Origin of the sequence: Labedaea rhizosphaerae (assembly GCF_004362825.1) — a bacterium.
GTDB lineage: Bacteria > Actinomycetota > Actinomycetes > Mycobacteriales > Pseudonocardiaceae > Labedaea > Labedaea rhizosphaerae.
The window spans coordinates 340,388-363,096 of sequence record NZ_SNXZ01000006.1; the positions used below are offsets into that span (position 1 = coordinate 340,388).

26 protein-coding genes are annotated in these 22,709 nt (G+C 70.5%); 20 read left to right on the top strand and 6 right to left on the bottom strand.

Annotated elements, in window-relative coordinates:
- Positions 1–89: 89 nt before the first annotated feature.
- On the top strand, positions 90–1,463 hold the full coding sequence (locus EV186_RS30585; protein ID WP_133852934.1) for a WS/DGAT/MGAT family O-acyltransferase: 1,374 nt from the start codon (positions 90–92) through the stop codon (positions 1,461–1,463).
- 9 nt (positions 1,464–1,472) lie between these two features.
- On the opposite strand, the gene EV186_RS30590 is transcribed toward EV186_RS30585, so the two are convergent.
- Complete coding sequence (locus EV186_RS30590; RefSeq protein ID WP_133852935.1) at positions 1,473–1,673, bottom strand: DUF5302 domain-containing protein; 201 nt, start codon at positions 1,671–1,673, stop codon at positions 1,473–1,475.
- Between the two features lie 90 nt (positions 1,674–1,763).
- On the opposite strand from EV186_RS30590, the gene EV186_RS30595 reads away from it, so the two are divergent.
- From EV186_RS30595 to EV186_RS30665, 15 genes are all read left to right on the top strand, one after another.
- The gene (locus EV186_RS30595) at positions 1,764–2,237 is read left to right on the top strand and encodes a cupin domain-containing protein (protein ID WP_133852936.1); all 474 of its coding nucleotides are present in this window, start codon (positions 1,764–1,766) and stop codon (positions 2,235–2,237) included.
- A gap of 94 nt (positions 2,238–2,331) precedes the next feature.
- A complete protein-coding gene (locus tag EV186_RS30600) occupies positions 2,332–2,787 on the top strand; it encodes a helix-turn-helix domain-containing protein (RefSeq protein WP_133852937.1) in 456 nt (151 codons plus the stop codon).
- Positions 2,788–2,790: 3 nt separating this feature from the next.
- Positions 2,791–3,360 (top strand): PIN domain-containing protein, encoded by a 570-nt coding sequence (locus tag EV186_RS30605; RefSeq protein ID WP_133852938.1) that lies wholly within the window; start codon positions 2,791–2,793, stop codon positions 3,358–3,360.
- 127 nt (positions 3,361–3,487) lie between these two features.
- Positions 3,488–4,627, top strand: coding sequence for an ATP-grasp domain-containing protein (locus EV186_RS30610; protein ID WP_133852939.1), 1,140 nt, complete (start codon positions 3,488–3,490; stop codon positions 4,625–4,627).
- Positions 4,624–6,093: an IucA/IucC family protein gene (locus EV186_RS30615; protein WP_208115862.1), complete on the top strand. Its 1,470-nt coding sequence runs from the start codon at positions 4,624–4,626 to the stop codon at positions 6,091–6,093. The genes EV186_RS30610 and EV186_RS30615 overlap by 4 nt, the downstream gene beginning before the upstream one ends.
- On the top strand, positions 6,090–7,850 hold the full coding sequence (locus EV186_RS30620) for an IucA/IucC family protein (protein ID WP_208115863.1): 1,761 nt from the start codon (positions 6,090–6,092) through the stop codon (positions 7,848–7,850). The genes EV186_RS30615 and EV186_RS30620 overlap by 4 nt, the downstream gene beginning before the upstream one ends.
- Positions 7,847–8,944: an alanine racemase gene (locus EV186_RS30625; RefSeq protein WP_133852940.1), complete on the top strand. Its 1,098-nt coding sequence runs from the start codon at positions 7,847–7,849 to the stop codon at positions 8,942–8,944. Before EV186_RS30620 ends, EV186_RS30625 begins: the two co-directional genes overlap by 4 nt.
- 90 nt (positions 8,945–9,034) lie before the next feature.
- A complete protein-coding gene (locus tag EV186_RS30630; protein ID WP_133852941.1) occupies positions 9,035–9,946 on the top strand; it encodes a TIGR04222 domain-containing membrane protein in 912 nt (303 codons plus the stop codon).
- 28 nt (positions 9,947–9,974) lie between these two features.
- Positions 9,975–10,445, top strand: coding sequence for a hypothetical protein (locus tag EV186_RS30635; RefSeq protein WP_133852942.1), 471 nt, complete (start codon positions 9,975–9,977; stop codon positions 10,443–10,445).
- Between the two features lie 15 nt (positions 10,446–10,460).
- Positions 10,461–11,345 (top strand): TIGR04222 domain-containing membrane protein, encoded by an 885-nt coding sequence (locus EV186_RS30640; protein WP_133852943.1) that lies wholly within the window; start codon positions 10,461–10,463, stop codon positions 11,343–11,345.
- Positions 11,346–11,363: 18 nt separating this feature from the next.
- Positions 11,364–12,266 (top strand): TIGR04222 domain-containing membrane protein, encoded by a 903-nt coding sequence (locus EV186_RS30645; protein WP_133852944.1) that lies wholly within the window; start codon positions 11,364–11,366, stop codon positions 12,264–12,266.
- The gene (locus tag EV186_RS30650; RefSeq protein ID WP_243754367.1) at positions 12,259–13,095 is read left to right on the top strand and encodes an MbnB/TglH/ChrH family RiPP precursor modification enzyme; all 837 of its coding nucleotides are present in this window, start codon (positions 12,259–12,261) and stop codon (positions 13,093–13,095) included. Before EV186_RS30645 ends, EV186_RS30650 begins: the two co-directional genes overlap by 8 nt.
- Entirely contained in the window at positions 13,092–13,445 is a 354-nt protein-coding gene (locus tag EV186_RS30655; protein WP_133852945.1) for an SCO6045 C-terminal-like domain-containing protein, read from the top strand. Before EV186_RS30650 ends, EV186_RS30655 begins: the two co-directional genes overlap by 4 nt.
- A 10-nt stretch (positions 13,446–13,455) precedes the next feature.
- The gene (locus tag EV186_RS30660; RefSeq protein WP_133852946.1) at positions 13,456–14,301 is read left to right on the top strand and encodes a metallophosphoesterase family protein; all 846 of its coding nucleotides are present in this window, start codon (positions 13,456–13,458) and stop codon (positions 14,299–14,301) included.
- Positions 14,298–14,945, top strand: a complete 648-nt coding sequence (locus EV186_RS30665) for a 4'-phosphopantetheinyl transferase family protein (RefSeq protein ID WP_133852947.1) — start codon at positions 14,298–14,300, stop codon at positions 14,943–14,945. Before EV186_RS30660 ends, EV186_RS30665 begins: the two co-directional genes overlap by 4 nt.
- Positions 14,946–15,098: 153 nt before the next feature.
- On the opposite strand, the gene EV186_RS30670 is transcribed toward EV186_RS30665, so the two are convergent.
- A complete protein-coding gene (locus EV186_RS30670) occupies positions 15,099–15,833 on the bottom strand; it encodes an ABC transporter permease (RefSeq protein ID WP_133852948.1) in 735 nt (244 codons plus the stop codon).
- Positions 15,830–16,828: an ABC transporter ATP-binding protein gene (locus tag EV186_RS30675; RefSeq protein WP_133852949.1), complete on the bottom strand. Its 999-nt coding sequence runs from the start codon at positions 16,826–16,828 to the stop codon at positions 15,830–15,832. The genes EV186_RS30670 and EV186_RS30675 overlap by 4 nt, the downstream gene beginning before the upstream one ends.
- Before the next feature lie 108 nt (positions 16,829–16,936).
- Here EV186_RS30675 and EV186_RS30680 point away from each other — a divergent pair, with 108 nt between their 5' ends.
- Both EV186_RS30680 and EV186_RS30685 read left to right on the top strand, forming a co-directional pair.
- On the top strand, positions 16,937–18,118 hold the full coding sequence (locus tag EV186_RS30680) for a sensor histidine kinase (RefSeq protein WP_133852950.1): 1,182 nt from the start codon (positions 16,937–16,939) through the stop codon (positions 18,116–18,118).
- A gap of 37 nt (positions 18,119–18,155) precedes the next feature.
- Positions 18,156–18,791 carry a TetR/AcrR family transcriptional regulator gene (locus tag EV186_RS30685; RefSeq protein ID WP_133852951.1) on the top strand — a complete coding sequence of 212 codons (636 nt, stop codon included), beginning with the start codon at positions 18,156–18,158 and terminating at the stop codon, positions 18,789–18,791.
- Positions 18,792–19,113: 322 nt separating this feature from the next.
- Here the strand turns inward: EV186_RS30685 and EV186_RS40860 are convergent, their stop codons facing one another.
- The 3 genes from EV186_RS40860 to EV186_RS30700 form a co-directional block, all read right to left on the bottom strand.
- Positions 19,114–19,272, bottom strand: coding sequence for an HNH endonuclease (locus EV186_RS40860; protein ID WP_424983747.1), 159 nt, complete (start codon positions 19,270–19,272; stop codon positions 19,114–19,116).
- Positions 19,197–20,234, bottom strand: a complete 1,038-nt coding sequence (locus EV186_RS30695; protein WP_166659398.1) for a DUF222 domain-containing protein — start codon at positions 20,232–20,234, stop codon at positions 19,197–19,199. The genes EV186_RS40860 and EV186_RS30695 overlap by 76 nt, the downstream gene beginning before the upstream one ends.
- Positions 20,235–20,406: 172 nt before the next feature.
- A complete protein-coding gene (locus tag EV186_RS30700) occupies positions 20,407–21,048 on the bottom strand; it encodes a response regulator transcription factor (RefSeq protein ID WP_243754368.1) in 642 nt (213 codons plus the stop codon).
- A gap of 67 nt (positions 21,049–21,115) precedes the next feature.
- Between EV186_RS30700 and EV186_RS40240 the strand changes: the two genes are divergently transcribed.
- Both EV186_RS40240 and EV186_RS30705 read left to right on the top strand, forming a co-directional pair.
- A complete protein-coding gene (locus tag EV186_RS40240; protein WP_243754369.1) occupies positions 21,116–21,376 on the top strand; it encodes a hypothetical protein in 261 nt (86 codons plus the stop codon).
- Positions 21,377–21,494: 118 nt separating this feature from the next.
- Positions 21,495–22,619 (top strand): sensor histidine kinase, encoded by a 1,125-nt coding sequence (locus EV186_RS30705; protein WP_243754370.1) that lies wholly within the window; start codon positions 21,495–21,497, stop codon positions 22,617–22,619.
- The last annotated feature ends 90 nt before the right edge of the window (positions 22,620–22,709 follow it).

Sequence of the window (22,709 nt, forward strand, 5' to 3'; positions counted from 1 at the left end):
CGCGTGGTCGATCCCTTTTGGCTCAAGGCGACACGTTCGCACCGCGGCTAGTCTGGGGAGACTGCCCGCGACTGGTGAGGAGGATCCGCATGGCGATCATGCCGGTCACCGACTCGATGTTCCTGCTCGCGGAGTCCCGCGAGCACCCCATGCACGTGGGTGGCCTGCAACTGTGGAAACCGCCCGCCGACGCGGGTCCGGACTACCTCGCCGAGCTGCACCACCGGTTGCTGGCCACCGAGGTGCGCTCGCTGTTCCGGCGCCGGTTGCGCGGGCCGATCGGCCTCGGCCAGGCCTGGCGCATCGACGACGACATGGACCTCGAGTACCACATCCGGCTCTCCGCGTTGCCGCGTCCGGGCCGGGTGCGTGAGCTGCTCGAACTGGCCGGCCGGCTGCACGGTTCGCTGCTCGACCGGCACCGCCCGCTCTGGGAGTACCACCTCATCGAGGGCATGACCGACGGGCGGTTCGCCAGCTACACCAAGGTGCACCACTCGCTGCTCGACGGCGTCAGCGCGCTGCGGCTGCTGGCGAAGTCGCTGTCCACCGACCCGGACGCACGCGAGCTGCTGCCGCCGTGGGGCGAGCCGCCGGCCAGCGAGAAGAAGGGCCCGCGCGCTAACGGCGGTCCACTGGCCGGGATCCGCGGCGCGGCCAAGGCGGTCGGCGAGCTCGCCGGGCTCGCGCCCGCGTTGTGGCAGACGGCCAACGACCTGTTCCGCGAGCAGAGCGCCAGCACGCTCGCCTCGCCCGCGCCGCGTTCGATGCTGAACGTGCCGATCACCGGCGCCCGCCGGTTCGCCGCCGACCAGTGGGACATGGACCGGATCAGGAAGGTCAGCAAGGCCGCGGGGGCCACGCTCAACGACGTCATGCTGGCGATGTGCTCGGGGGCGCTGCGCCGCTACCTCTTGTCCTATGACGCGTTGCCCGAGCGGCCGCTGGTCGCCGGCGTTCCCGTGTCGCTGCGGGCCCGCAAGAAGGACAGCGGCGACAGCGGCAACGCGGTCGGCCTGATCCTGTGCAACCTCGCGACCGACCAGGCCGACCCGGCCACCCGCCTCGCCGAGATCCACGCGTCGATGACCAGGGGCAAGGAGTTCTACGCGGGGATGAGCCCGCTGCAGATCACCGCGTTGTCCGCGTTGCCGCTGATCCCGCTCGCGGTCGGCGTGCTGCCCGGCGGCACCAAGGTGATGAGCCCGCGGTTCAACGTCCTGATCTCCAACGTGCCCGGCCCGCCGCGGCGGCTCTACTGGAACGGCGCCGAGCTCGACGGGATCTACCCGGTGTCCATTCCGTACGAAGGCCAGGCGCTCAACATCACCGTTACCAGCTACGCGGGCCGGCTGGCCTTCGGGCTGACCGGCTGCCGTCGCACGGTGCCGCACCTGCAGCGGCTGCTCGGCTACCTGGAGGACTCGCTGACCGAGCTGGAGAAGGCCACGTCCGGCGTGTAGGGCGAGGGATCAGCCGCTCTTGCGGCGGAACTGGCGCTTGCCGCCGGCCCGGCCGTGGGAGTCGTGCACCTTGGACGAGGCGTCCGCGTGGGCGGCGCGCGCCGTGGTGGCGGCCTGCTTGCGCTCGAGGGCTTCGCGGAACTTGCGCTTCACGTCCTCGGTCTCGGGGGTGGCCTCGTCGTTCTCGTTGGCTTCCGGTGCGTCCGACATGGCCCCAACCTCCTGTGAACCGACGTGTGCGATGCGAGCGTGGCACGAAGATCGGTGCCGCGCGAACTCATTTCATCCTATGTTGGGCCCATGACCTACCTCGGTGACACCGGCGAGATCAGCGCCCTGTACCGGCCGGCGGCCGAGATCCAGTCCGTGGTACGCCCCTTGAGCACGTCGACGTTCGTCGCGCCCGGCTCGGTGACCAACGGGCAGTACGGCTTGTTCCGCTGGGACATGCGCCCGGAGTCCGGGGGCCCGGACGCGCACTTCCACAAGACCTTCTCCGAAGCCTTCTACGTCCTCGACGGCACCGTGGGCCTGTTCAACGGCGACAAGTGGGTGGACGCCAAGGCCGGTGACTACCTGTATGTCCCCGAGGGCGGCGTGCACGCGTTCCACAACAAGTCGGACGCGGCGGCGTCGATGCTGATCCTGTTCGCGCCGGGCGCGCCGCGGGAGAAGTACTTCATCGAGCTGGCGGAGATCGCGGAGAGCGGCCGCAAGCTGACCGACGAGGAGTGGCTCGAACTCTGGGCCCGCCACGACCAGTACCCGGCTTGACGCTGAAGGCTGTCGCCAGTCGGTTGCGGATATTGCGCTTATTGCGGATAATGCGTTTAGGCCCTCAATCGATCGCGAGGCTGTGGGAGACGCCATGACCAGGTTTGATGCTGCGGCGCTGACACCGGACCAGCGGGATGTTCGGACGGCACACGACGCGTTGCCGCACATCAAGGCGTACCTCGCCAGGCATCACGCGCGCGACGTCGTGCGGCTCGTCGCCGATGGCGGGGACGAGCCCCTCGAGGTTCCGCGAGCCGCGATCGAGTTGCTGGCTCGCATCCTGACGCACATGGCGGCAGGCCAGGGCGTGTCCATCGTTCCGGCCAACGCCGAGCTGACGACCCAGCAGGCTGCGGCGATGCTGAACGTCTCACGTCCCTTCTTAATCAAGCTGCTGAACGATGGGAAGATCGAGTACCGCACGGTCGGGACGCATCGACGGGTGTTGGCGGAGTCGCTGCGTGACTACATGCGCGCGGAAGCTCAGCGCATGAGCGATGTCGCAAGCGAACTGACGGCTCTGAATCAGGAGATGGGGCTGACGTAGGCCGTGGCGTTCGTTGTTCTTTACGATGCCAACGTCCTGTATCCGTCAACACTGCGCGATGTGCTGATCCGCATTGCGCAGGGTGGATTGGTGCAAGCGAAATGGACAGACCGCATCCTCGATGAGACGTTCTCCAGCATCAAGCGGAATCATCCAGACATCGACATTGCCAAGCTGGATCGCACTCGTGTGTTGATGAACCAGGCGGTGCTCGACTGCCTGGTCACCGGTTACGAGCCGCTGGAGCATGCCTTCGAGCTGCCGGATCCCGACGACAGGCACGTGCTCGCGGCTGCCGTCAAGAGCCAAGCTCAAGTCATTGTCACGGAGAACATCCGTGACTTTCCAGACCACGTCCTGGAGCCGCTGGGAATCGAGACCAAGACCGCTGACGAATTCTTGGTGGATCAATACTGGCTCAACGAAGCTCGTGTTGTCAGTGCGATCCAGCAGGTGGCGGATTCCTGGAAGAAGCCCCCTGGCATCTACGAGGATGTTCTCGATCGGCTGGCGGCCTCTGGCTTGCTCGAAGTGACAGAGCTCCTGCGTGGACCGGGCGGTCGATTCACGTGACGGCGGGGTCCGGGGCCGGCGGTGACGGGCTGTCGGGGCCGGCTTGATCACTCCATGGTGTGCCCTGGCTTGACGGCGTTGCCGGAGAGCCAGTTAGGTAAGGCTCACCAATTTCGTTGGAGTGCCGGTGCCGCTGTACTTGACTGCGTTGAACCCGACCGACGCGGTGACGCACGGGTTCCTGCCTGCCGCGGCCCGGCGGGGGCTCGCGGTCGTGGTGCTCACCGACCAGCCGGACGCCCACCGCTACGACGGTGTCGAGGTGCGGCGCTGCCAGGTGCGGGACGCGGGCGCCATCGTGGCGGCCGTTGAGGGTGACGCCGACGGGTTGCTTAGCAACAGCGACCACCTCCAGGCCGCGACCGCGCAGGCCGCGGCGCTGCTGGGCTTGCCGGGCAAGGACTGGCGGGCGGCCATCACGTGCAAGAACAAGCTGCTGACCAGGCGCGCGCTGGCCCACCTCGACCCGGTCGCGGTCGCGCCGATCGGCGACGAGCCGAGCGCGCCGAAGTTCCCCGCCGTGGTCAAGCCGCGGGAAGGGGTGGCCAGCGAAGACGTCGTGCTGGTGAACAACCACGAGGAACTGGTCAAGCGGGTCGCGGAGATCCGGTCGCGCCGGGACGATCCGCTGATCGTCGAGGAGTACCTCGACGGGCCGCTGCGCACCTACGAAACCCTCGGCGGCCGCCACTTCGGCGGGTTCCGGACCAGCCTCGGACCGCCGCCGTTCTTCGCCGAGACGGCGCTGGACTGGGCGCCCGAGCTGCCCGAGCCCGTGCGGGCCCACCTGGAAGCGCAGCTGGACGCGCTGGGCGTCGGGTTCGGTGCCTGCCACACGGAATTCGTCCAGCAGGGCGATCGCGCACGCATCGTCGAGGTCAACTACCGGCTGATCGGCGACACCATGGACCTGCTCTGCACCGAGCTGCTCGGCGTCGACCTGTTCGACGCGGTGATCGGGTTGCACCTCGGCGAGCCGCTTCCCGATCTGCCGGATCCCGTTGACCTGCAACGGTTCGCACGCATCGAGTACGTCAGCGCCACGAGCGCGGGCACGCTGGTCGAAGCGCCGCAAGCTCAGACGATCACCGCGCCCGGCGTCACGCTCACCCACCGCCGCCTGCGCGAGCCCGGCGTCGCCGCGCCCCTGCACCACACCAACCGCGACTACCTCTCCGCCGTGCACGCCATCGGCGCCGACAAGCAAGCCGTGCACGCGGCCGTGCGCGAGTTCGTCGACAGCAACACCTGGCGGGTGACCGGGTGACGCTGATCGCGCGCGTGCTGACCACACTGCTGCGCGAGGACCACCTCGGCATGCACAGCGACGGCGAACCCGACGGCGACTGGTGGCGCTGGCGGCACCTGCGCCTGCCCGTCGAGCCGGACGGGTTCCTCGCCGATCACCGGGTGGCCAAGCCGTTCCTCGAAGTCCGCGGCCGTCGATTGTCCACACTGGACGCGGTGCTCGCGGCGCTCGCGCCGGTCGACGACCCGGAAGCCGAACGGGGCTGGGCCGCGTTCACCGAGGAGTGCCACGCCGCCGAGCGTGACACCCCGGACCTGCGCGACGAGCTCGCCCCGCTCGACCCCATGGGCTTCGCCGGGTTGCTGCACTACGAGGCGCTGGCCGCGACCCTGGAACACCCCGTCCACCCGGCCGGTCGCGCCCGGCTCGGCCTGACCGAGGCCGAACTGCGCGCCTACGCACCCGAGTACCGCCCACGCTTCCGGCTCCGCCAAGCGAATGGCCTCCCAGTGCACCCGCTGATCGTCGCGCGCGGCTTGGTCGAGGCGGACGAACTGGGTCCCGAGGTCATCCCGACCCTGTCCATGCGCACGGTCGCGCTGGCGGACGACCCCGGCGTGCACCTCAAGCTGCCGCTGCCCACGGCGACCCTCGGCGCCCGGAATACCCGCAGCATCAAGCAAGGCACGCTCGCTGACGGCGCCGAGATGCAACGCCTGCTGGCCAAGGTGCTGGCCGCCGAACCGGCCCTCGCCGACACCATCGTCCTGGCCGACGAGTCGGTCTGGGTGGACGACCCGGACGAATACCGCGCGGCGCTGACCCGGCGCTATCCGTCCGAACTGGACGGTGCGCACCTCGTCCCGCTGGCCGCGTTGGCCGCCCCCGATCCGTGGGGCACCGGCACGGTCCTCGACCGCGTCGCCGGCGGCGACCTCGACGCCTGGTTCGACCGCTACCTCCGGGTGCTGCTCGACTTCCACGTCGCCCTCTGGCTGCGCTACGGCATCGCCCTGGAATCGCACCAGCAGAACATCACGCTCGCGTTGGCCGGAGACCGCATTCGCCTGGTGTACAAGGACAACGACGGCGCCCGGGTGGACCCGACCCGGCAGCAGGCGGCCTTCGCCGACCGGCGCATGGCGGTGGCGGACCCGGCCGAGCTGGCCGACGTCTTCACCACCATCACCCTGCACCTGTGCGCGGCCGCGACCGTCCGCGCGGCCGGGCGTGACGACCTCTTCTCGCTGATCGGCCGGCGTCTCGCCGAGGCCGCCGACCGCTGGACCGATCCCACCGATCCGGCCTCGGTGCGGGCGGCCGAGCTGTTGCGCACCCGCGTGCTCGAAGCGGATCGCTTACCCGTCAAGGCAATGGTGACGGCCGGCACCCTGCTGCCCAAGCACCGCCTCGGCTGCACCGACATCAACAAGCACTACCTGCGCACCGGCCCCAACTACTTGCGCCACCGGAGTTCTTCGTGAGCATCACCCTGCCCGTACTCGCGCCGCCGCGGTCGGCCCCGCAGCGCCAGGCCGACCTCGCCTGTGCGCACACGCTGCTCGGCTGCGTCGTGCGTGAGCTGGCCGAGCCCGGCGGGCACGCCGTCGCCGACGGCCCGCACCTGGTCGTCACGCTGCCGCGGACCGGCGTCAGGCTGCGTGCGCGACTGGCGCGGACGTCCACAGTGGGCGGTCACCGGTTCACCGATCCGGTGCAGCACAAGGCGGACGAATGGGGCGACCTCGACGCCGCGACGCTGGCCGAGCTGGTCGCCGCCGAGCTGGCAGCGGTCAGCGGCCACGGCAACGACGAGTTCGTCGGCCAGGTGCTGGCCAGCCGCGACACGCTGGCCGACCTGCACGCCCGCCGGTCCACGAGCGCGCCGCGCCCGGTGGGCGAGCCGGCGTCGGGCTACCTGGACTCCGAGCAGTCGCTGCTCGCCGGGCACCCGCGCCACCCCGCGCCCAAGTGGCGCTCCGGGGACCGGGCGGCGTGGCGGCGCTACGCCCCCGAGTACCGGACCGCGTTCCCCTTGCACTGGCTCGCTGTGCGCGCGGAGGCCGTGCGCGATGTGGGGCACGGCTTCGACGCGCACGCCCGCACCGCATGGCTGGTCGGCGCCGCGTTCGCCGGGCACGCGCTGGTTCCCGTGCACCCGTGGCAGTTCCGGCTGCTCACTGACGATCCGGTCACCGGACTGCCGCTGGCCGAGGCGCTCGCCGACGGCACCATCCAGGACCTCGGCCCGGTCGGCGCCCCGCTGCACCCGACGGCCAGCGTGCGCACGCTGTACCAGCCCGAGGCCGACCTGTTCCTCAAGACCAGCCTGAACGTCCGGATCACCAACTGCGTCCGGCGCAACGCCGAGTACGAGCTGACCGGCGCGGTCGCGCTCACCGAGGCGTTGGCCGAGCCGGTGCGGCGCGTCGGGGGCCGGTGGCCGGGCTTCGCGGTGCTCGAGGAACCGGCGGCGCGCAGCGTCCTGCTGCCCGAGCGGTACGGCACGCAGGCCCAACGGTTCGCGTTGCTCGAAGGGCTCGGATGCATTGTGCGCGAAGGCATCGCCGCGCACCTGGAGCGCGGCGACCAGGTCCACCTGGCCGGTGCGCTGGCGGCCGCCGCACCCGACCCGGCCGGTACCCGGACCCGCATCGCCGACCTCGCCGACGGCGTCGCGGACGGCGTGACGTGGGCCCGCGAGTGGTGGCGGCGCTACCTGGACGTGCTGGTCGGGCCGGTGCTCGCGTTGTGGGCGCGGCATGGCGTCGTGCTGGAGCCGCACCTGCAGAACGTGCTGGTCGTGACCGGTCCGGACGGCATGCCGCGCCGCGTGCTCGCCCGCGACCTCGAAGGCACCAAGCTGGTGGCCGGCCGGCACCGCGCCACCCTCGCCGCGTTGCCGCCGAAGGTCGCGCAGGCTTGCGCGTACGACGAGGACCGGGCCTGGCAGCGGATCGCGTACTGCCTGTTCGTCAACCACCTGGCCGAGCTCGCGGGCGCGCTGGCCGACCTCGCCCAGCACAGCGCGCCGGGCATGTGCCGGTTCGAGGACGAGCTGTGGGACACCCTGGGCGACGTGCTCGGCCGGTTGTGCGTCGAGCTCGGCAACCCGCCGCGTTTGCTGGCCATGTTGCGCGGAGAACCGTTGCCCGCCAAGGCGAACCTGCTGGTTCGGTGGGCTCGGGACGCCGACCGGCTGGCCGGGTACGTGCCGCTGCGCAACCCGTTCGCCCGATGATCGCCGTTCCGGACGCGGTCGCCGAGGCGGCCCTCGGCGTCGACGGACCCACGTACCTCTACGACCTGCCCGGCCTCGACGACCACGTGCGCGCGATCCGGACCGCGCTCGGGCCGCACGTGGAATTCTTCCACGCCGTCAAGGCAAATCCGGATCTCGGTGTGCTGCGCACGATCGCGTCGCATGTGGACGGTCTGGAGGTAGCCAGCGCGGGCGAGCTGGCCCACGTCCGCAAGCTCGGCACTGACCTGCTGATCGCGTTCGGTGGCCCGGGCAAGACCGACGCCGAACTGAAGTCCACTGTGGACCTGTTTCACGTGGAGAGCCGCTACGAACTCGCGCGGCTGACCGGCGCGACCGCGTTGCTGCGGGTGAACCTGCCGGTACCCGAAGGCCCTGCGGTGCTGCGGATGGGCGGGCTGCCCAGCCCGTTCGGCATGGACCCCGAGGACGCACGGAAGGCGGCCGTCGAGGCGCCGCCGGGCGTGCGGGTGATCGGCGTGCACGCCCACCTGGTCAGCGGCGTGGACGCCGAGCAGGCGGCCGCCGTCGCCGGGGAAGTCGTGCGCTGGTCGGTGGATGCCGGGCTTCCGCGTGAGGTGGTGAACGTCGGCGGCGGCATGGCCGTGGACTACCTGCGCCCGGACGAACGGTTCGACTGGGCGCGGTACGGACGGTTGCTGCGCGGGCTTGCCCCGCCCGGCACGGTGCTGCGCATCGAACCGGGCCGCGCGGTGAGCGCCTACCACGGTTGGTACGCCACCCGCGTGCTCGACGTGAAACGCAGTGCGGGTTCGTGGTTCGCGATCTGCGCCGGTGGCACCCACCACCTGCGCACACCCGCCGCCAAGGGGCATTCCCAGCCGCTTGCCGTGCTGCCGCGGGGATCGAGCGGACCTTCGGTCGACGACGCACCGGTCACCTTCGTCGGTCAGCTCTGCACACCCAAGGACGTCCTGGCCAGGGACGTCGTCGTGCCGCGGGTGCGGGTGGGGGACGTCGTGGCGTTCGGGATGGCCGGCGCCTACGCGTACAACATCAGTCACACCGAGTTCTTGATGCACCCGAAACCGGCGGTCGTGCACCTTATCTGACGCCTAAATCTTCACTAGCTTTCGGTTTCGTGGCAACCGAATCCCCGGCTGCGTGGTCACACTCACAAGCTCCAGGGGAATGGAGGGGCCATGACCGATCTGTGGGGTATTCCGGGGCCACGCTTCATCGAGATCTACATGGGCTTGTTGGTCGCACCGGCGATCGGGGCCGTGCTCTGGCGGTGGTGGCAGGTCCGGCGGGTCAAGCCGGCCGGCCCGCAACGGTCCGGGATGACGGTGCACCACTTGGCCTACCTGGCCGGTGGACCGAAGCGGGCGGCGGAATCGGCGGTCGCGTCGCTGTTGGACGGCGAGCGGCTGCGGGTGGACAGCACGGGCGTGCTGCACAAGGTCGGCAAGGCGGAGCCGGCGGATCCGATCGAGCGTGCGGTGTTCCGCCGCGCCGAGGGCGCCAGGATCAGGAGCATGCCGGTCGTGGTCGCGGATGCGACGTACGAGCTGTCACACGACCTGGCGAAGCGGGGCCTCGCCGTGCCGGAGAAGTCCGTCGTCCTGGCCAAGCGTGTGGTGGCGGGGCTGTACGTGGCGATCGGCGTGCTGGGGTCGGTCCGGGCTTGGGCCGGCTCGGGGCTGGGCCACCCGGTCGGTCACCTGGTTTTGCTGCTGGTGGTGGACATCGCGGCGATCGCGGTGGCGCTCTGGTTCGCCGAGCGCGGCCCCGACCACCTGATCACGGCGGCGGGCCGGGCGATGGTGCGCGACGCGGGCCGCACGCGCAGGGCGGGTGCGGCCATGGTCGGGCCGGCGGGCCTGATCCTCGGCGGTGCGGCCGCCTGGGTCGCGTTGGACGGGTTGCAGGCCTACCCGGACGAGACGGTGGTCTCGGCGTTGGCCTACACACCGGCGGCCACAGGTGGTGGCTTCTGGGGCGGTGGCGGCAGCGGCTACTCGTGCAGCAGCGGTGCGGGCAGTTCGTGCGGCGGCGGCAGTTCGTGCGGCGGTGGGTCGTCGTGCGGTGGCGGCGGCGGATGCGGGGGATGAGCGATGAAAGACCGTCGTCTGGCTCTACGTGGCGGTCGGCGTGTTCGGCCTGGTCCGGCTGTTCGCGGGCCTGTCGGTGCACCACCCGGTCGGCTACCTGCTGTTGCTGCTCCTGGTCGACGTGGCGGCCATCGCGGTGTCGGCGGGGCTCGCCCGGCGCACGAAGACCGACCTGGCCACCGAGGCGGGGCGGGAGCTGGTGCGGGAGCAGCGGCGGAAGAAGGAACACCACGGAGCGGCTGCCGCGGTGTCGTTCAACGGGCTCCGGGCCTACCCGGACGGCGACCTCGCCAAGGCGCTCACCTACAGCCCGCCACCAACCAGGCGCCCCGTGCGTCGGACTAGCGTCCGATCCGGCGGCGTCAGCTACATGGCGGCCGGAACCTACGACACCGGTTCGTCCGGCAGTGCAAGCTCTTGCGGTAGCAGTTCCTGCGGCAGCGCGAGTTCCTGCGGTGGCGGGTCCTCGTGTGGCGGTGGCGGCGGCTGCGGCGGATGAGCAGAGGGAGGGGACATGGACACCTGGGGCATTCCCGGGCCGACGTTCCTCGCGATCTTCGGGGTGCTGATCGCGGTCGAGGTCGTGGCCGGGCTGGTGTGGAAGAGCGCGCAGGAGAACAGGTCGGCGACCGGGACCGCCCGGCGCCTCGGGGTCTACCACCTCGCGTACCTGGCCGGTGGGCGGCCGCGGGTCTGTGAGACGGCGGTGGCCTCACTGCTGGACGCCGGGTACCTGCGCACCAACAGCAAGGGACAGCTGAGCCAGTCGTCCCAGCAGGCGCCGCGCGAGCCGGTGGAGATGGCGGTCTTCGCGGGCGCCCACTCGCGGCGCGCGCGTGAGCTGGTGCCGGTGCTGGAGCGGCCGTGCGACGCGCTGGCCGACGACCTGGCAGCGGCCGGTTACCTGGTGCCGCGGGCCGCGACCAAGCAACGGCGGCAGGTCATCCTCACCGTCGCCGTGCTGGTCGCCGTGCTCGGCCTGGCCCGGCTGGTCTCGGGGATCGCGGCGGAGAAACCGATCGGGTACCTGATCCCGTTGTTCATCCTCGCGGACGCGGTCGCGATCTTCTGCTTCTCGTTCTCGCGTTCGGCGCGCGCCGACGTGACGACCAAGGCGGGCAAGGACCTGGTCAACCGGTCCCGCCGCGGCGACCGGTCGGTCCTGCCGCTCGCGGTGGGCAGCGGCGTGGCCGTCGCGGTCGCGGTGGCCGGGCTGAGCGCGTTCCCGGACGAGCAGATCGTGTCGGCGCTGGGCAGCGTGCCGCAGCAGACGGCGTTCAGCGGGTACAGCGGCGACGGCGGGTCGTCGTCGTCCTCGTGCGGTAGCAGCAGTTCCTGCAGCGGCAGCTCCTGCGGTGGGGGCAGCTCCTGTGGTGGCGGTGGCGGTTGCGGCGGCTGAGTTGAAGGGGAGGTAGCCATGCAGACGTGGGGCATTTCCGGGCCGGATTGGCTGAAGCTGTACGGGGTCCTGCTCGTGGCGCCGTTCGTGGTCGGGCTGCTCTGGCGGCTCGTCCAGGTCATGGGACTCGGGCGGCCCTCCGCCACGACGTCCACCAGCCTGACCGTGCACCACCTGGCGTACCTGGCCGGTGGCCGGCGCCGGATGGCGGAGAGCGCGGTCGCACGGCTGCTGGCCGCGCAGCGGGTCCGGGTCAGCAAGAAGGGCCTGATCAGCGTGATCCCGGGCCAGTCGCTCACGGACAAGGTCGAGCGCACGGTGCTCGGGCTGGCCAGCCGCAAGCGGCTGCCCCAGGTGGTCGGCAAGCTCGGCCCGCTGGCCACCAAGGTGAACGGCGAGCTGGCCGAGCAGGGTCTGGCCGTGCCGGAGAAGGCCGTTCAGCTGCGCCGCAAGGCCGTGGCCCTGCTGTCGCTCGCCTTCGTGCTCCTCGGCGTCGTCCGGATGGGGGCGGGGGTCGCGAACGACCGGCCGGTGGGCTGGCTGGTCCTCGAAGTGCTGGCCGGGGTCGCGCTGATGATCGTGGCCTTCCGGTTGCGACGGCGCGACACCACGCTGGCGACGATGTCGGGTCGGCGGTTGTTGCGCGAGGCCAAAGCCGCGCACCGCGGGCGGACCTCGACGGGCAGCGCGGGCCTGGTGCTGGCCGGAGCGGGCGCGGCCGGTGCGGTCGCCCTCGGCGGCATGGCGCTCTACCCGGACCCGGCCATCCAGACCGCGCTCGCCTACGTCCCGGCGTCGTTCTCCGGCGGTGGGGGCTCGGGTGGCGGAGGCTCCAACTGCAGCAGCGGCAGCAGCTGTGGTGGCGGTAGCAGTTGTGGTGGTGGCGGCGGCTGCGGTGGCGGAGGTGGTTGCGGTGGCTGACCTGGCTGACCTCGCGGACCTCGCGGACCTCGCGGACCTCGGGGTCGGCATCGGCTGGCGGCCCGAGATCGACCTGACCGTGGCGCGGTTGCCCGGCGTGGACTGGGTCGAGGTCGTCGCGGAGAACCTGCACGTCGAGCACCTGCCCGAGTCGCTGGTCGAGCTGCGCGCCAAGGGCCTGCCGGTGCTGCCGCACGCGGTCTCGCTCTCCCTCGGCGGTGCCGACCCGGTGGATCCGGCGAGGGTCGAGCACCTGGCGGCCGTGGCCGCGGCGCTGGACGCGCCGGTGGTCAGCGACCACGTCTGCTTCGTGCGGGCCGGCGGCCTCGACTCCGGGCACCTGATGCCGATCCCGCGCACCCGCGATGCACTGGACGTGCTGGTGGCCAACGTGACCACCGCCCAGTCCATCCTGGAAACCCCGCTCGCGCTGGAGAACATCGCCGCGCTGATCGAGTGGCCGGACGCGGAGCTGACCGAGGGCCAGTTCCTGGCCGAGCTCACCGAACGCACCGGCTGCGCGCTGATCGTCGACGTCGCCAACCTCTACGCGTGCGCCCGCAACATCGGTCTCGACATCGAGAGGTTCCTCGACGAGATCCCGTTGGAGCGCATCGCGTACGTGCACGTCGCGGGCGGCGTCGAACACGACGGCGCCTACCACGACACGCACGCGCACCCGGTCCTCCCGCAGGTCCTCGACGTGCTCGCGCGGCTGCGGGACCGCACCCAGCCGCCGGGCGTGCTGCTCGAACGCGACGACGACTACCCGTCCGACAGCGAACTGGCCGACGAGCTGGCCCGCATCCGCGCGGTGGTGGGCCGATGACCAGAGAAGAGCTGGCCGCTCGGCAGGCGCAGTTGCTATGGGCCTTGCTGGCCGACGGCGACCCGCCGCCGGGGTTCGCCGCCGAGGACCTCGAGCGCGAGGCGAAAGCCTTGTGGGCCAAGCGGCGGCGGGTCACCGCGATGCTGCGCCCGGACGTCGCCGAGGAGCTGGGCGAGCAGTACGTGGCGGCGTTCGACCGGTTCGCGCGCAGCCATCCGAAGAGCGTGACCACCCGGGCCCGCCAGGACGCCGACGACTTCGCGGCCTGGGCGATCGCCGAGGGCCTGCTCGCGTCGCCACCCCGGCGTCCTTGGTGGAAACTCAAGGACCGGTCCAGCGGGGGTCGGTAAGCTCGGTGCGGTGACCGACGCAAGCCTGCTCGCCGTGAGCGACCTGCATGTCTCGTATGCCGAGAACCGGGAGATCGTCACCGGCCTGTGGCCGGACCACGAGGGCGACTGGCTGCTGGTCGCCGGCGACATCGGTGAGAAGGTCGCCGACATCGAATGGACCCTCGGCACGCTCGCCGACCGGTTCGCCAAGGTGATCTGGTCGCCGGGCAACCACGAGCTGTGGTCGGGTGGGTCCGACCCCGTGCAGCTCAAGGGCGTCGCGCGCTACCAGCACCTGGTCGAGATGTGCCGCGGGCTCGGCGTGGTCACCCCCGAGGACCCGTACGAGGTCTGGACCGGCGCGGGCGGCCCGGTCACCATCGCGCCGCTGTTCACCCTCTACGACTACTCGTGGCGCCCGGCCGGAACCCGCACCAAGGCCGAAGGCCTGGCCGCGGCGCACGAGGCCGGCATCGTCTGCACCGACGAGTACTTCCTGGACCCGTCGCCCTACCCGACCAGGGACGACTGGTGCCGGGCGCGGGTGGCCGAGACCGAGCGCAGGCTGGCCGCCGTCGAAGGCCCGACCGTCCTGGTGAACCACTGGCCGTTGCGCCGCGAGCCGACGCTCGTGTTGCGGTACCCGGTCTTCGCGCAGTGGTGCGGCACCGACCTGACCGCCGACTGGCACACCCGGTTCAACGCCGCCGCGATGGTATACGGGCACCTGCACATCCCACGGTCCACTGTGTACGACGGGGTGCCGTTCGAGGAGGTCTCGGTCGGCTACCCGAGGGAGTGGCAGGCCCGACGGAAACGGGAGCGCTGGGTGCGCACGATCCTCCCGGCCGCACAACAGGTGGAGCGCGCATGATCGACCGGATCCTGCCGGCCAAGGCCGTCGCGGTCGAGGCGTTCGAAGACCCGCCGGAGGCCGTGCTGCTGCCGGTCGAGGCGGCCGCGGTGGCGAAGGCGGTGGCGAACCGCCGCCGCGAGTTCACCACGGTCCGCCACTGCGCCCGGCTGGCCATGGCCAAACTCGGAGTTCCCTACGTGCCACTGGTTCCGGGCGAACGCGGGGCGCCCAGCTGGCCGTCCACTGTGGTCGGCAGCATGACGCACTGCGCCGGGTACCGGGCCGCGGTGGTGGCGCACGCGACCGAGTTGCGCTCGGTCGGCGTGGACGCGGAGCCGCACGGCCCGCTGCCCGACGGTGTGCTGGACGCGGTGTCGCTGCCGGCCGAGCGGGATCACCTGGCCGGCCTGCCCAGCAGCGTGCACTGGGACCGCTTGTTGTTCAGCGCCAAGGAAAGCGTGTACAAGGCGTGGTTCCCGATCACCCAGCGTTGGCTGGGTTTCGAGGAAGCCTCGCTGGAATTCGCCACCGACGGGACGTTCTCCGCCCGCCTGCTGGTGCCCGGCCCGGTGCTCGACGGCGTCGAGCTGCGGGGCTTCGAGGGCCGCTGGCTGGTCGAGGACGGCTTCGTGCTGACGGCCATCGCCGTCCCCTTCGCCTGACGGGCGTGTCCCACACTCGCGCCGGGTGTGTCCCCCGTTCCCGCCGGGTGTGTCCCACACTCGCGCGGGGTGTGTCCCACACTCGAGTGTGGGACACGCTCGTCCTGAGTGTGGGACACACCTTGCCTGAGTGTGGGACACGCCCGGAGGCGGTCAGGCCAGAGCGGCTTCGCGGCGGTAGCTGAAGACGACCAGCGCGCTCAACGCCACCGTCCAGGCCCCCAGCACCAGCACCGCCAGCGCGGTGTTGTTGTTGCCCAGCAACGCGCCGTGCCCGATGTCGGCCAGCCAGTAGCTGGGAATCGCCTTCACCGCGGACGCGACCCAGCTCGGGAACCCGGTCAGCGGGATCAGCAGACCGCTCAGGAAACCGAAGCCCAGCTGGACCCCGGCCGTGTAGATCTGCACGGAGTCCGCCGAGGCGAGCAGGCCGAGCAGCACGCCGAGCACCGCGAACGGCAACGACGCGAGCCACGTGCCCAACGTCAGCTGCACCCACGCACCCGCGCTCAGGTGCACGTTCTCGATGAAGCCACCGGCCATGGCCACGATAATCGGCGCGGGCAGCGCCACGATCATGCTGACCACCACCTTCGACAGCAGGTACGCCTTCGGGCTCAACGGCGTGAGCCGCAGTTGCGCCTGCCAGCCACCCGAGCGCTCCGCCGCGATCCGGATGCCGGTCGACAGCGCCGACACGAACGCCCCGTACGCGGCGAGCCCGCACAACAGGTACGCCTTGTACTTCACGTCGGTGCCGGGCACCGACTCGTCCTTGTACAGCCCCGATTGCAACAGGTAGAGCAGGGTCGGCAACGCGATCGCGAACAGCACGAAGCGCGGGGTGCGCAACATGCGCTTGATCTCCAACGTCAGGTAGCCGGTCATCGGGACTCCTCGGTGCTGATGCTCGAACCCGCAAGCGGTTCTTCGGTGCTGATGCTCGAACCCGCAAGCGGTTCTTCGGTGCTGGTGAGCGACAGGAACGCCTCTTCGAGGCCCATCGCGGTGATCTGGAAGTGGTGGGCCAGCGGGTGCTCGACGAGCAGCGCGCGCAACGCGGTGTCGGAGTCGTCGCAGCTGAGCTCGGCGCGATCGCCACGCAACTCGCCACCGGTCACGCCGGGCAGGCGCAGCAGGTCGGCGAGCGTCGCGCCGGGCACGACCGCGCGCAGCACGCTGCCGGTGACGCTGCCACGCACCTCGGCGACCGTGCCGTCGGCGACCACCCGGCCGTCGCGCAGCAGCACGACCCGGTCGGCGAACTCCTCGGCCTCGTCGAGGTAGTGGGTCGCGAACAGCACGGTGCGGCCGGTGTCGGTGAACGAGCGCATGGCCTGCCAGAAGTCGCGGCGGCTGCCGACGTCCATGGCCGCGGTGGGCTCGTCGAGCACCAGCAGGCGCGGGTCGCCGACCAGGGCCATGGCGAACCGCACGCGCTGGCGCTGGCCGCCGGAGAGCTTGGTGCAGTAGCGGTCGGCGATGTCGGTGACCCCCGCCATCCGCATCGCCTGCTCGGCGGGCATCGGGTGCTTGTGGAGCCCGGCGATCATGCCGATCACCTCGGCGACCGTCACGTCCTCGAGCAGGTTGCCCTGCTGCAGCATCGCGCCGACGAGGCCCTCGGTGACCGCGTCGCGCGGCGTCTTGCCGAACACCTCGACGGTGCCCGCGCTCGGCTGGGTCAGCCCCAGGATGGTGGCCACGGTCGTCGACTTGCCGGCCCCGTTCGGCCCGAGCACGGCGACCACCTCGCCGGTGCCGATGGCCAGGTCGACGCCCCTGACCGCGGCGACCGTGCCGGTCTTCGTTTCGTAGTTCTTGCGCAGGTCGCGGATCGTCACGGCTTGCGTGGTCCGCGGTGGTGTGGTCTGGACTGGCATGGCTCGAAGTCTGTGTCCGCAAAGGACCACGACCCCGGTACGGCCGTCACGGGTTCGGGATGACAGATGTCATGGGCCGGGTCCGGCGGCGTCGCCTAGGGTCTTGTTGTGCAGGGTCAACTCTCCGAGGACGCCGAACGGGCCGCGCGGCTGCGGGCCTACGAGTTCACCGCGAACCAGTGGCCGGCTTGGGGGTTCGCCGGCCGTGATCGCGACCGCAAGCAGAACGCCGTGGTGCGCAACCTCTTCGCGCCGGTGGCGTTCATGTTCTTCATGTTCGCCGCGGTGCGCGACGACCTGGCCGGGCCGCACCCGATCGTCCAACGGGTGCTGCTCGCGATCGTGGCCACCGTTTACGCGTTGAGCTTCGTCGCGGTGCTGGTGGCCCGGATGCGGGTGCAGGCTTCGCACCGCACGCGGGCGCTGATCGTGGCGTGGATGCTGCTGCTCGGCGGGTTGCTGCCGGTGGTCTCCATGGACGCCAAGGACTTCCCGATGATCACCTACGCCATGGTGATCACGGTGCTCGTCGTGCCGCTGCGCTACAGCCGCCCCATCGGCGCGGTCGTGATCGGGCTGCAGATGCTGATCACCTGGCTCGCCGACGGTGCGGTCGACTGGAGCGGCACGTGGACGCTGGTGCTGGTCACCGTGTCGGTCACGTCGTTGCTGATCGTCGGCAACACCATCCAGAGCCTGCGCGACGCGAACAGCATGATCGCGGACCTCGCCGTCGCCGAGGAGCGCAGCCGCTTCGCCCGCGACCTGCACGACCTGCTCGGTCACAGCCTGACCACGATCACGGTGAAGTCGGGCCTGGCGCGGCGCGTGCTGGAGACCGGCGCGGCGACCGAGCGGGCGATCAGCGAGGTGCGGGACGTGGAGGAGTTGTCGCGCAAGGCGTTGGTCGAAGTGCGGGCCGCCGTGTCGGGGTACCACCAGATCTCGCTGGCCGCGGAGTTGGTGAACGCGAAGGCCGCGTTGCGTGCCGCGGGCATCGAGGCGGTGTTGCCGGGCGGGGTGGAGGAGTTGCGCTCGTCGCTGCGCGAGCAGTTCGCCTGGGTGGTGCGCGAGGGCGTGACGAATGTGGTCAAGCACAGCGGCGCGTCCCGCTGCGAGGTCCGGCTCGGCGAGTCGTGGCTCGAGGTGCGGGACAACGGCCGGGCCGGCTCGGGGAGCCCGTCGGCGGGCAACGGGTTGCGTGGCCTGCGCGACCGGCTCGCGGCGTCCGGCTCGTCCCTGACGTGGGAGCGGGTCGACGGCTGGTTCGTGCTGCGCGCGGCCGCTTAAGCGAGACTGTACCGTCTCGTATGATAAGGTCCGGTTCATGGCGACTTCGACCGAACCGGCCCGGCGCGGCCGTCCGCCGTCATCGCAGAAGCGGGCGGCCATCCTCGAAGCGGCGACGTCGGTCTTCCTGGACAACGGCTACGACCGCACCAACCTCGACGATGTAGCGGCGGTCGCGGGTGTGTCGAAGCAGACCGTGTACCGGCACTTCACGGACAAGAAGTCGCTGTTCATGGCCGTGGTCGAGGCCGCGCGGGAGCAGCAGCTGCGGCCCGCCGACGCGGTCGCCACCGTGCTGGACCCCGACGACCTGCTCGGCTCGCTGACCCGGTTCGGCGAGCGGATGCTGACGGTGGTGTTGAGCAAGCGGGTGGCGGCCCTGCGCCGGGTGATGATCGGCGAGCTGAGCCGGATTCCCGAACTGCGCGAGATGTGGGCGGCCGGGGCGCCGACGGCGATCGCGACCGTGCTGATCACCGAGCTCGTTGCGCTCACCGAACGCGGCGTGCTGGACGTGCCGGACCCGGTGGCCGCCGTGGAGAACTACTTCGGCCTGCTTTCCTTCCGCGGCATGAACAACACGGCTTACGGGGTGACCGAGCTGTCGGCCAAGGACCGCAAACGCATCGCCGAATCGGCCGCCGACCTCTTCGTTCGCGCCTACTCCCGCTGATCCTCTTGTTGCTGGGGTTTTCCACAGGCGGGTGTGGCTGTTGTGGGTGGTGGCTTGTGTTCTGGGGTGGTTGCTCTCGAGTGGGTGTTCGCCGCCCGGTGGTGGGGTTGGTCTCGGGGTGGGGCGGTGGGCCTCGATTAGGAGCGGCTGCCGCGGGTGTTCGCCGCTCGGTGGCTGGGTTGGTCTCGGGGTTGGTGGCGGCGAACACCCTTGCCACCGGTGCCGGTGATTGCGTGGCGGGGGTGGCCCGGTTGAGGGGTTACGTTGCGAGGGCAGCCGGCGGTTCCCCGGGTCGTCCCGGCGGTGGCTGAGTTACAGGAATTTACGCAGCGCCTTGTAGCCAGGGTGGTGGGGTGAATACTGGCAGCCCGTTATCCATGTGCACCGCCCATTCGGTGTGATGGATCAACCGATGATGATAAGGGCACACCAATACCAGATTATCGAGCGTTGTTGGTCCGCCGTCGGCCCAATGTTTGATGTGATGCGCGTGACATTGATGCGGTGTTCGCGCGCAGCCGGGTGCGGCGCAGCCTTGGTCGCGGATGGCGAGGGCTCTGCGCAATCGTTTATCGGCCAATCGGCGGGTTCCCCGATATCCAGTGGCTGGGATTTGCCGTCGAGGACGATGGGGATGAGTTTCGCCTCGCAGGCCACGCGGCGGGCCTGCTCCGGAGCCAGCGTGCGGCCATCATCGAGCATCGCGCGGCCGATCCGAGTCTGCAGAGTCTCCAGAGAGACCGTCACCGCGATGTGCGGACGCTCGCCACCCTCAGCCGGAGCCCGGCCGGAGTCGGCGGCGAAGCCGATGATCTCGGCCAGCGCGTCGCCCTGCCGCTCGCTCAGGATCCGGTCATCCTGAGGCTGGGGCTTGGCCAGTGGGGAGAGCAGCGCGCGCAGCACGCTCGCGTCCTCGGCGCCGAGCCGGAACTGGCCTGACAGCGACCCGTCGCGGTGTTCGTAGAGGTCCAGCGTGTTCTGCGCGTCCACCACAGTCGGCTCGACCGGCTTGCGACCGTCGGGGTTCAGCGCGTCGACGATGCGCTTACCGAGGTGGATGAGCTGGGTCGGGTTGAACTCCCGAGCCAGCTCGGTCATGTCTACGTCGACCTGTTCGGCGTGCTCGACCGGGACGAGTTCCACCGCGGTGGCGATCTTGTCGACGTGCGCGCCAGAGATCTCCCCGGCCGTCATCGCCGCCCGCGCGGCAGGCAGCCGCGGCGGGATCGACTGGCCGGTGATCCCGACCTTCGGGCACAACAACTCGACGTGATGTTCAAGACGCTTGGCTTCAGGAGCGGTCAGATGCAGGACATCCTGCAGAAACCGCCACAACTGGGGATACCCGGACTCTTTCCACTCCAGGTGGGAAATGTCGTCGAGCAGCTTCAACTCCAGACGCCGCAACTGCGCGACAGTCGAGTTAAGCTCCCCCAGCTCCATACCTCGATCATACCACAACAATCGACCAAACGGCCTAACCGGGAATGGTGGAATATTCCGATTCTTCACGCAGCCCGGCACCAACGGGACCATCCAATAAACCGCAGGGGGCGAACACCCTCGGCAGCCGCCCCTAATAGCTCCTAATAGAGGGCAACTAGCAAAGGCAAGCTCAGGCTTGAGCCAACCCATGCCGTAGCGCATACCGCACGGCGTCTGCTCGGTTCTTGGCGCCGATCTTGGCGAATGCGTTGTTGATGTGCGTCTTCACCGTCGTCTCGCTGATGAACAGCGACGCGGCGATCTCCGTGTTGCTCGAACCGCCACCGATCAGGCCGAGCACTTCCGCCTCCCGGGCGGTCAGGTGGTCCGGTGGCGGTTCCGGGCGCGTTCCGGTCAGTGCGCTGGCCAACCGGGCCGACACCACCGGGTCGAAAGTGGACTGTCCGACCGCGCAGGACCGCACTGCCGCGAGGATTTCCGCCCGGCCGGCATCCTTGGTGAGGTATCCGCGGGCGCCGGCACGCAAGGCGGAACCGATCGACTCGTCGTCGGCGTAGGTCGACAGGACCAGCACGCCGATGCTCGGGTGCCGCTTCACGATTTCCGCCGTGGCCGCCACGCCGTCCATGCGCGGCATGCGCAGGTCCATCAACACCACCTGCGGCACCGTCTCCGCCGCCAGCCGGACGGCCTCCGCGCCGTCGCCGGCGTGGCCGACCACGGTCACGCCGTCGAGCAGCCCGAGCAGCGCCACCAATCCTTCGCGGACCAGTTGCTGGTCGTCGACCACCAGCACCCGGATGTCGGTCACGTCTCCACCCCGATCTCCACCGCCGGGTGGTCCACCTCCACCCGCCCCCGCACCTAGCGTCGTCGCCATGGAAGCACATGACGTGATGACCTTGCTGCTCGTCCGCTTCGCGATCGTCGCGGGCGGGATCGCGTTGCTCGCGGTGGCGGCGTTCACCGTGCTGGTCGTGCTGAAGCGCAATGGCAAGCAGGTCGACGCCCGCCGCTACGTCGAGCCGGTGGTGCGCTCGTGGGCGCAGAGCCCGTCTCGGCGCCGGCGGCGGGGTGGCGCCGCCAAGTTTGCCACCCGCACGGTGCTCAACCACCTCGATCGCGAGGACCGCCGGTGATCGAGGAACTCATCACCGACTACCTGATCAAGGTGGGCATCGTGGTCGGCTTGGGCCTGCTCGCGCTGGTCGCGATGGTTATCATCTACCGCAAAGTCGGCAGCAAGTAGGGAACTTCGTGACCGACCACCTCATCGACCGCCTCGCGCCGGGCTGGCTGGTGGTGCAGCTGCTCGGCACCGCGATCCTGGTCACGGTGGTGATCACCGCCGCGCCTGCCAACGCTCTCTTGTGGACGGTCTACGGCATCGGCATCGGTTGCTGGCTCGCGTTCATCGGCCTCGACCAGGTGGGCTCGCGTTGGGCGGTGCCGGTGCTCGTGGTGAGCATCGTCGTGCCCGCGCTGGCGGTCGGGCCCGCGCCGGACGCCACCGCGCTGGTCATCTGCTGCGTGCTGCTCGGCCGCCTCGCTTCCCTGCCCGAGCCGAGCGGGCGGCTGATCCTGTGGCTCTTCGTCTACTGCGAGGCGTGCACGCTCATCGGCTGCCTGCTCTGGCGCCGGAGCACGCTGGAGGTCTTCGGGTCGGTGGGCATGGTGTTGCTGCTGACCGTGCTGGGGTTGAACCGGCGGCAGTACCAGTTGCGGGCCCGGCAGGCCGAGGAGTTGCTGGCCCAGACCCGGCTGGCGCAGCAGGAGCAGTCCCGGGCCGCGGCGCTGGACGAACGCGCCCGCATCGCCCGCGAGATGCACGACGTGCTCGCCCACTCACTGGGCGCCTTGACCGTGCAGCTGGACGTGGCGGAAGCGTTGCTGGACAAGGGAGACGCGGCGCAGGCGAGCGAGCGGGTGCGCCGCGCGAACCGGCTCGCGCGCGAGGGATTGACCGAGGCGCGCGATGCCGTTGCCGCACTGCGCCGGGACGGCGTGCCGTCGTTGTCCGAGGCGCTTGCGCAACTCGCCGAGGCGCACCGGCGTGATCACGGTCCGGTCGACTTCCACGTAGAAGGCGCACCGCGACAACTCCCGTCCGCGGCGGCGGTGTCGCTGGTCCGCGCCGCCCGCGAGGCGTTGACCAACGCTGCCCGGCACGCCCCCGGCGCCCCGGTCACCATGGCGTTGGCGTTCGACGCGGACCACGTGACGCTGACCGTGGCCAACGCCGTGCCCGAGGATGCTCCTGTGCTGGAGGGGCCACGCGGCTACGGACTGACCGGGATGCGAGAGCGGCTCGTGTTGGTCGGCGGAACACTCGACGCCGGCGGCGTGGACCGCTGGCTGGTGACCGCGACCGTACCGGCCTGACCTCGGACGACGTCACCCGGAGGCGTGATCATCGAGGCCTCGGCGGGTGATGTGGGCGCACAGGTCCCAAGATCGGCCTCGACACCCGAC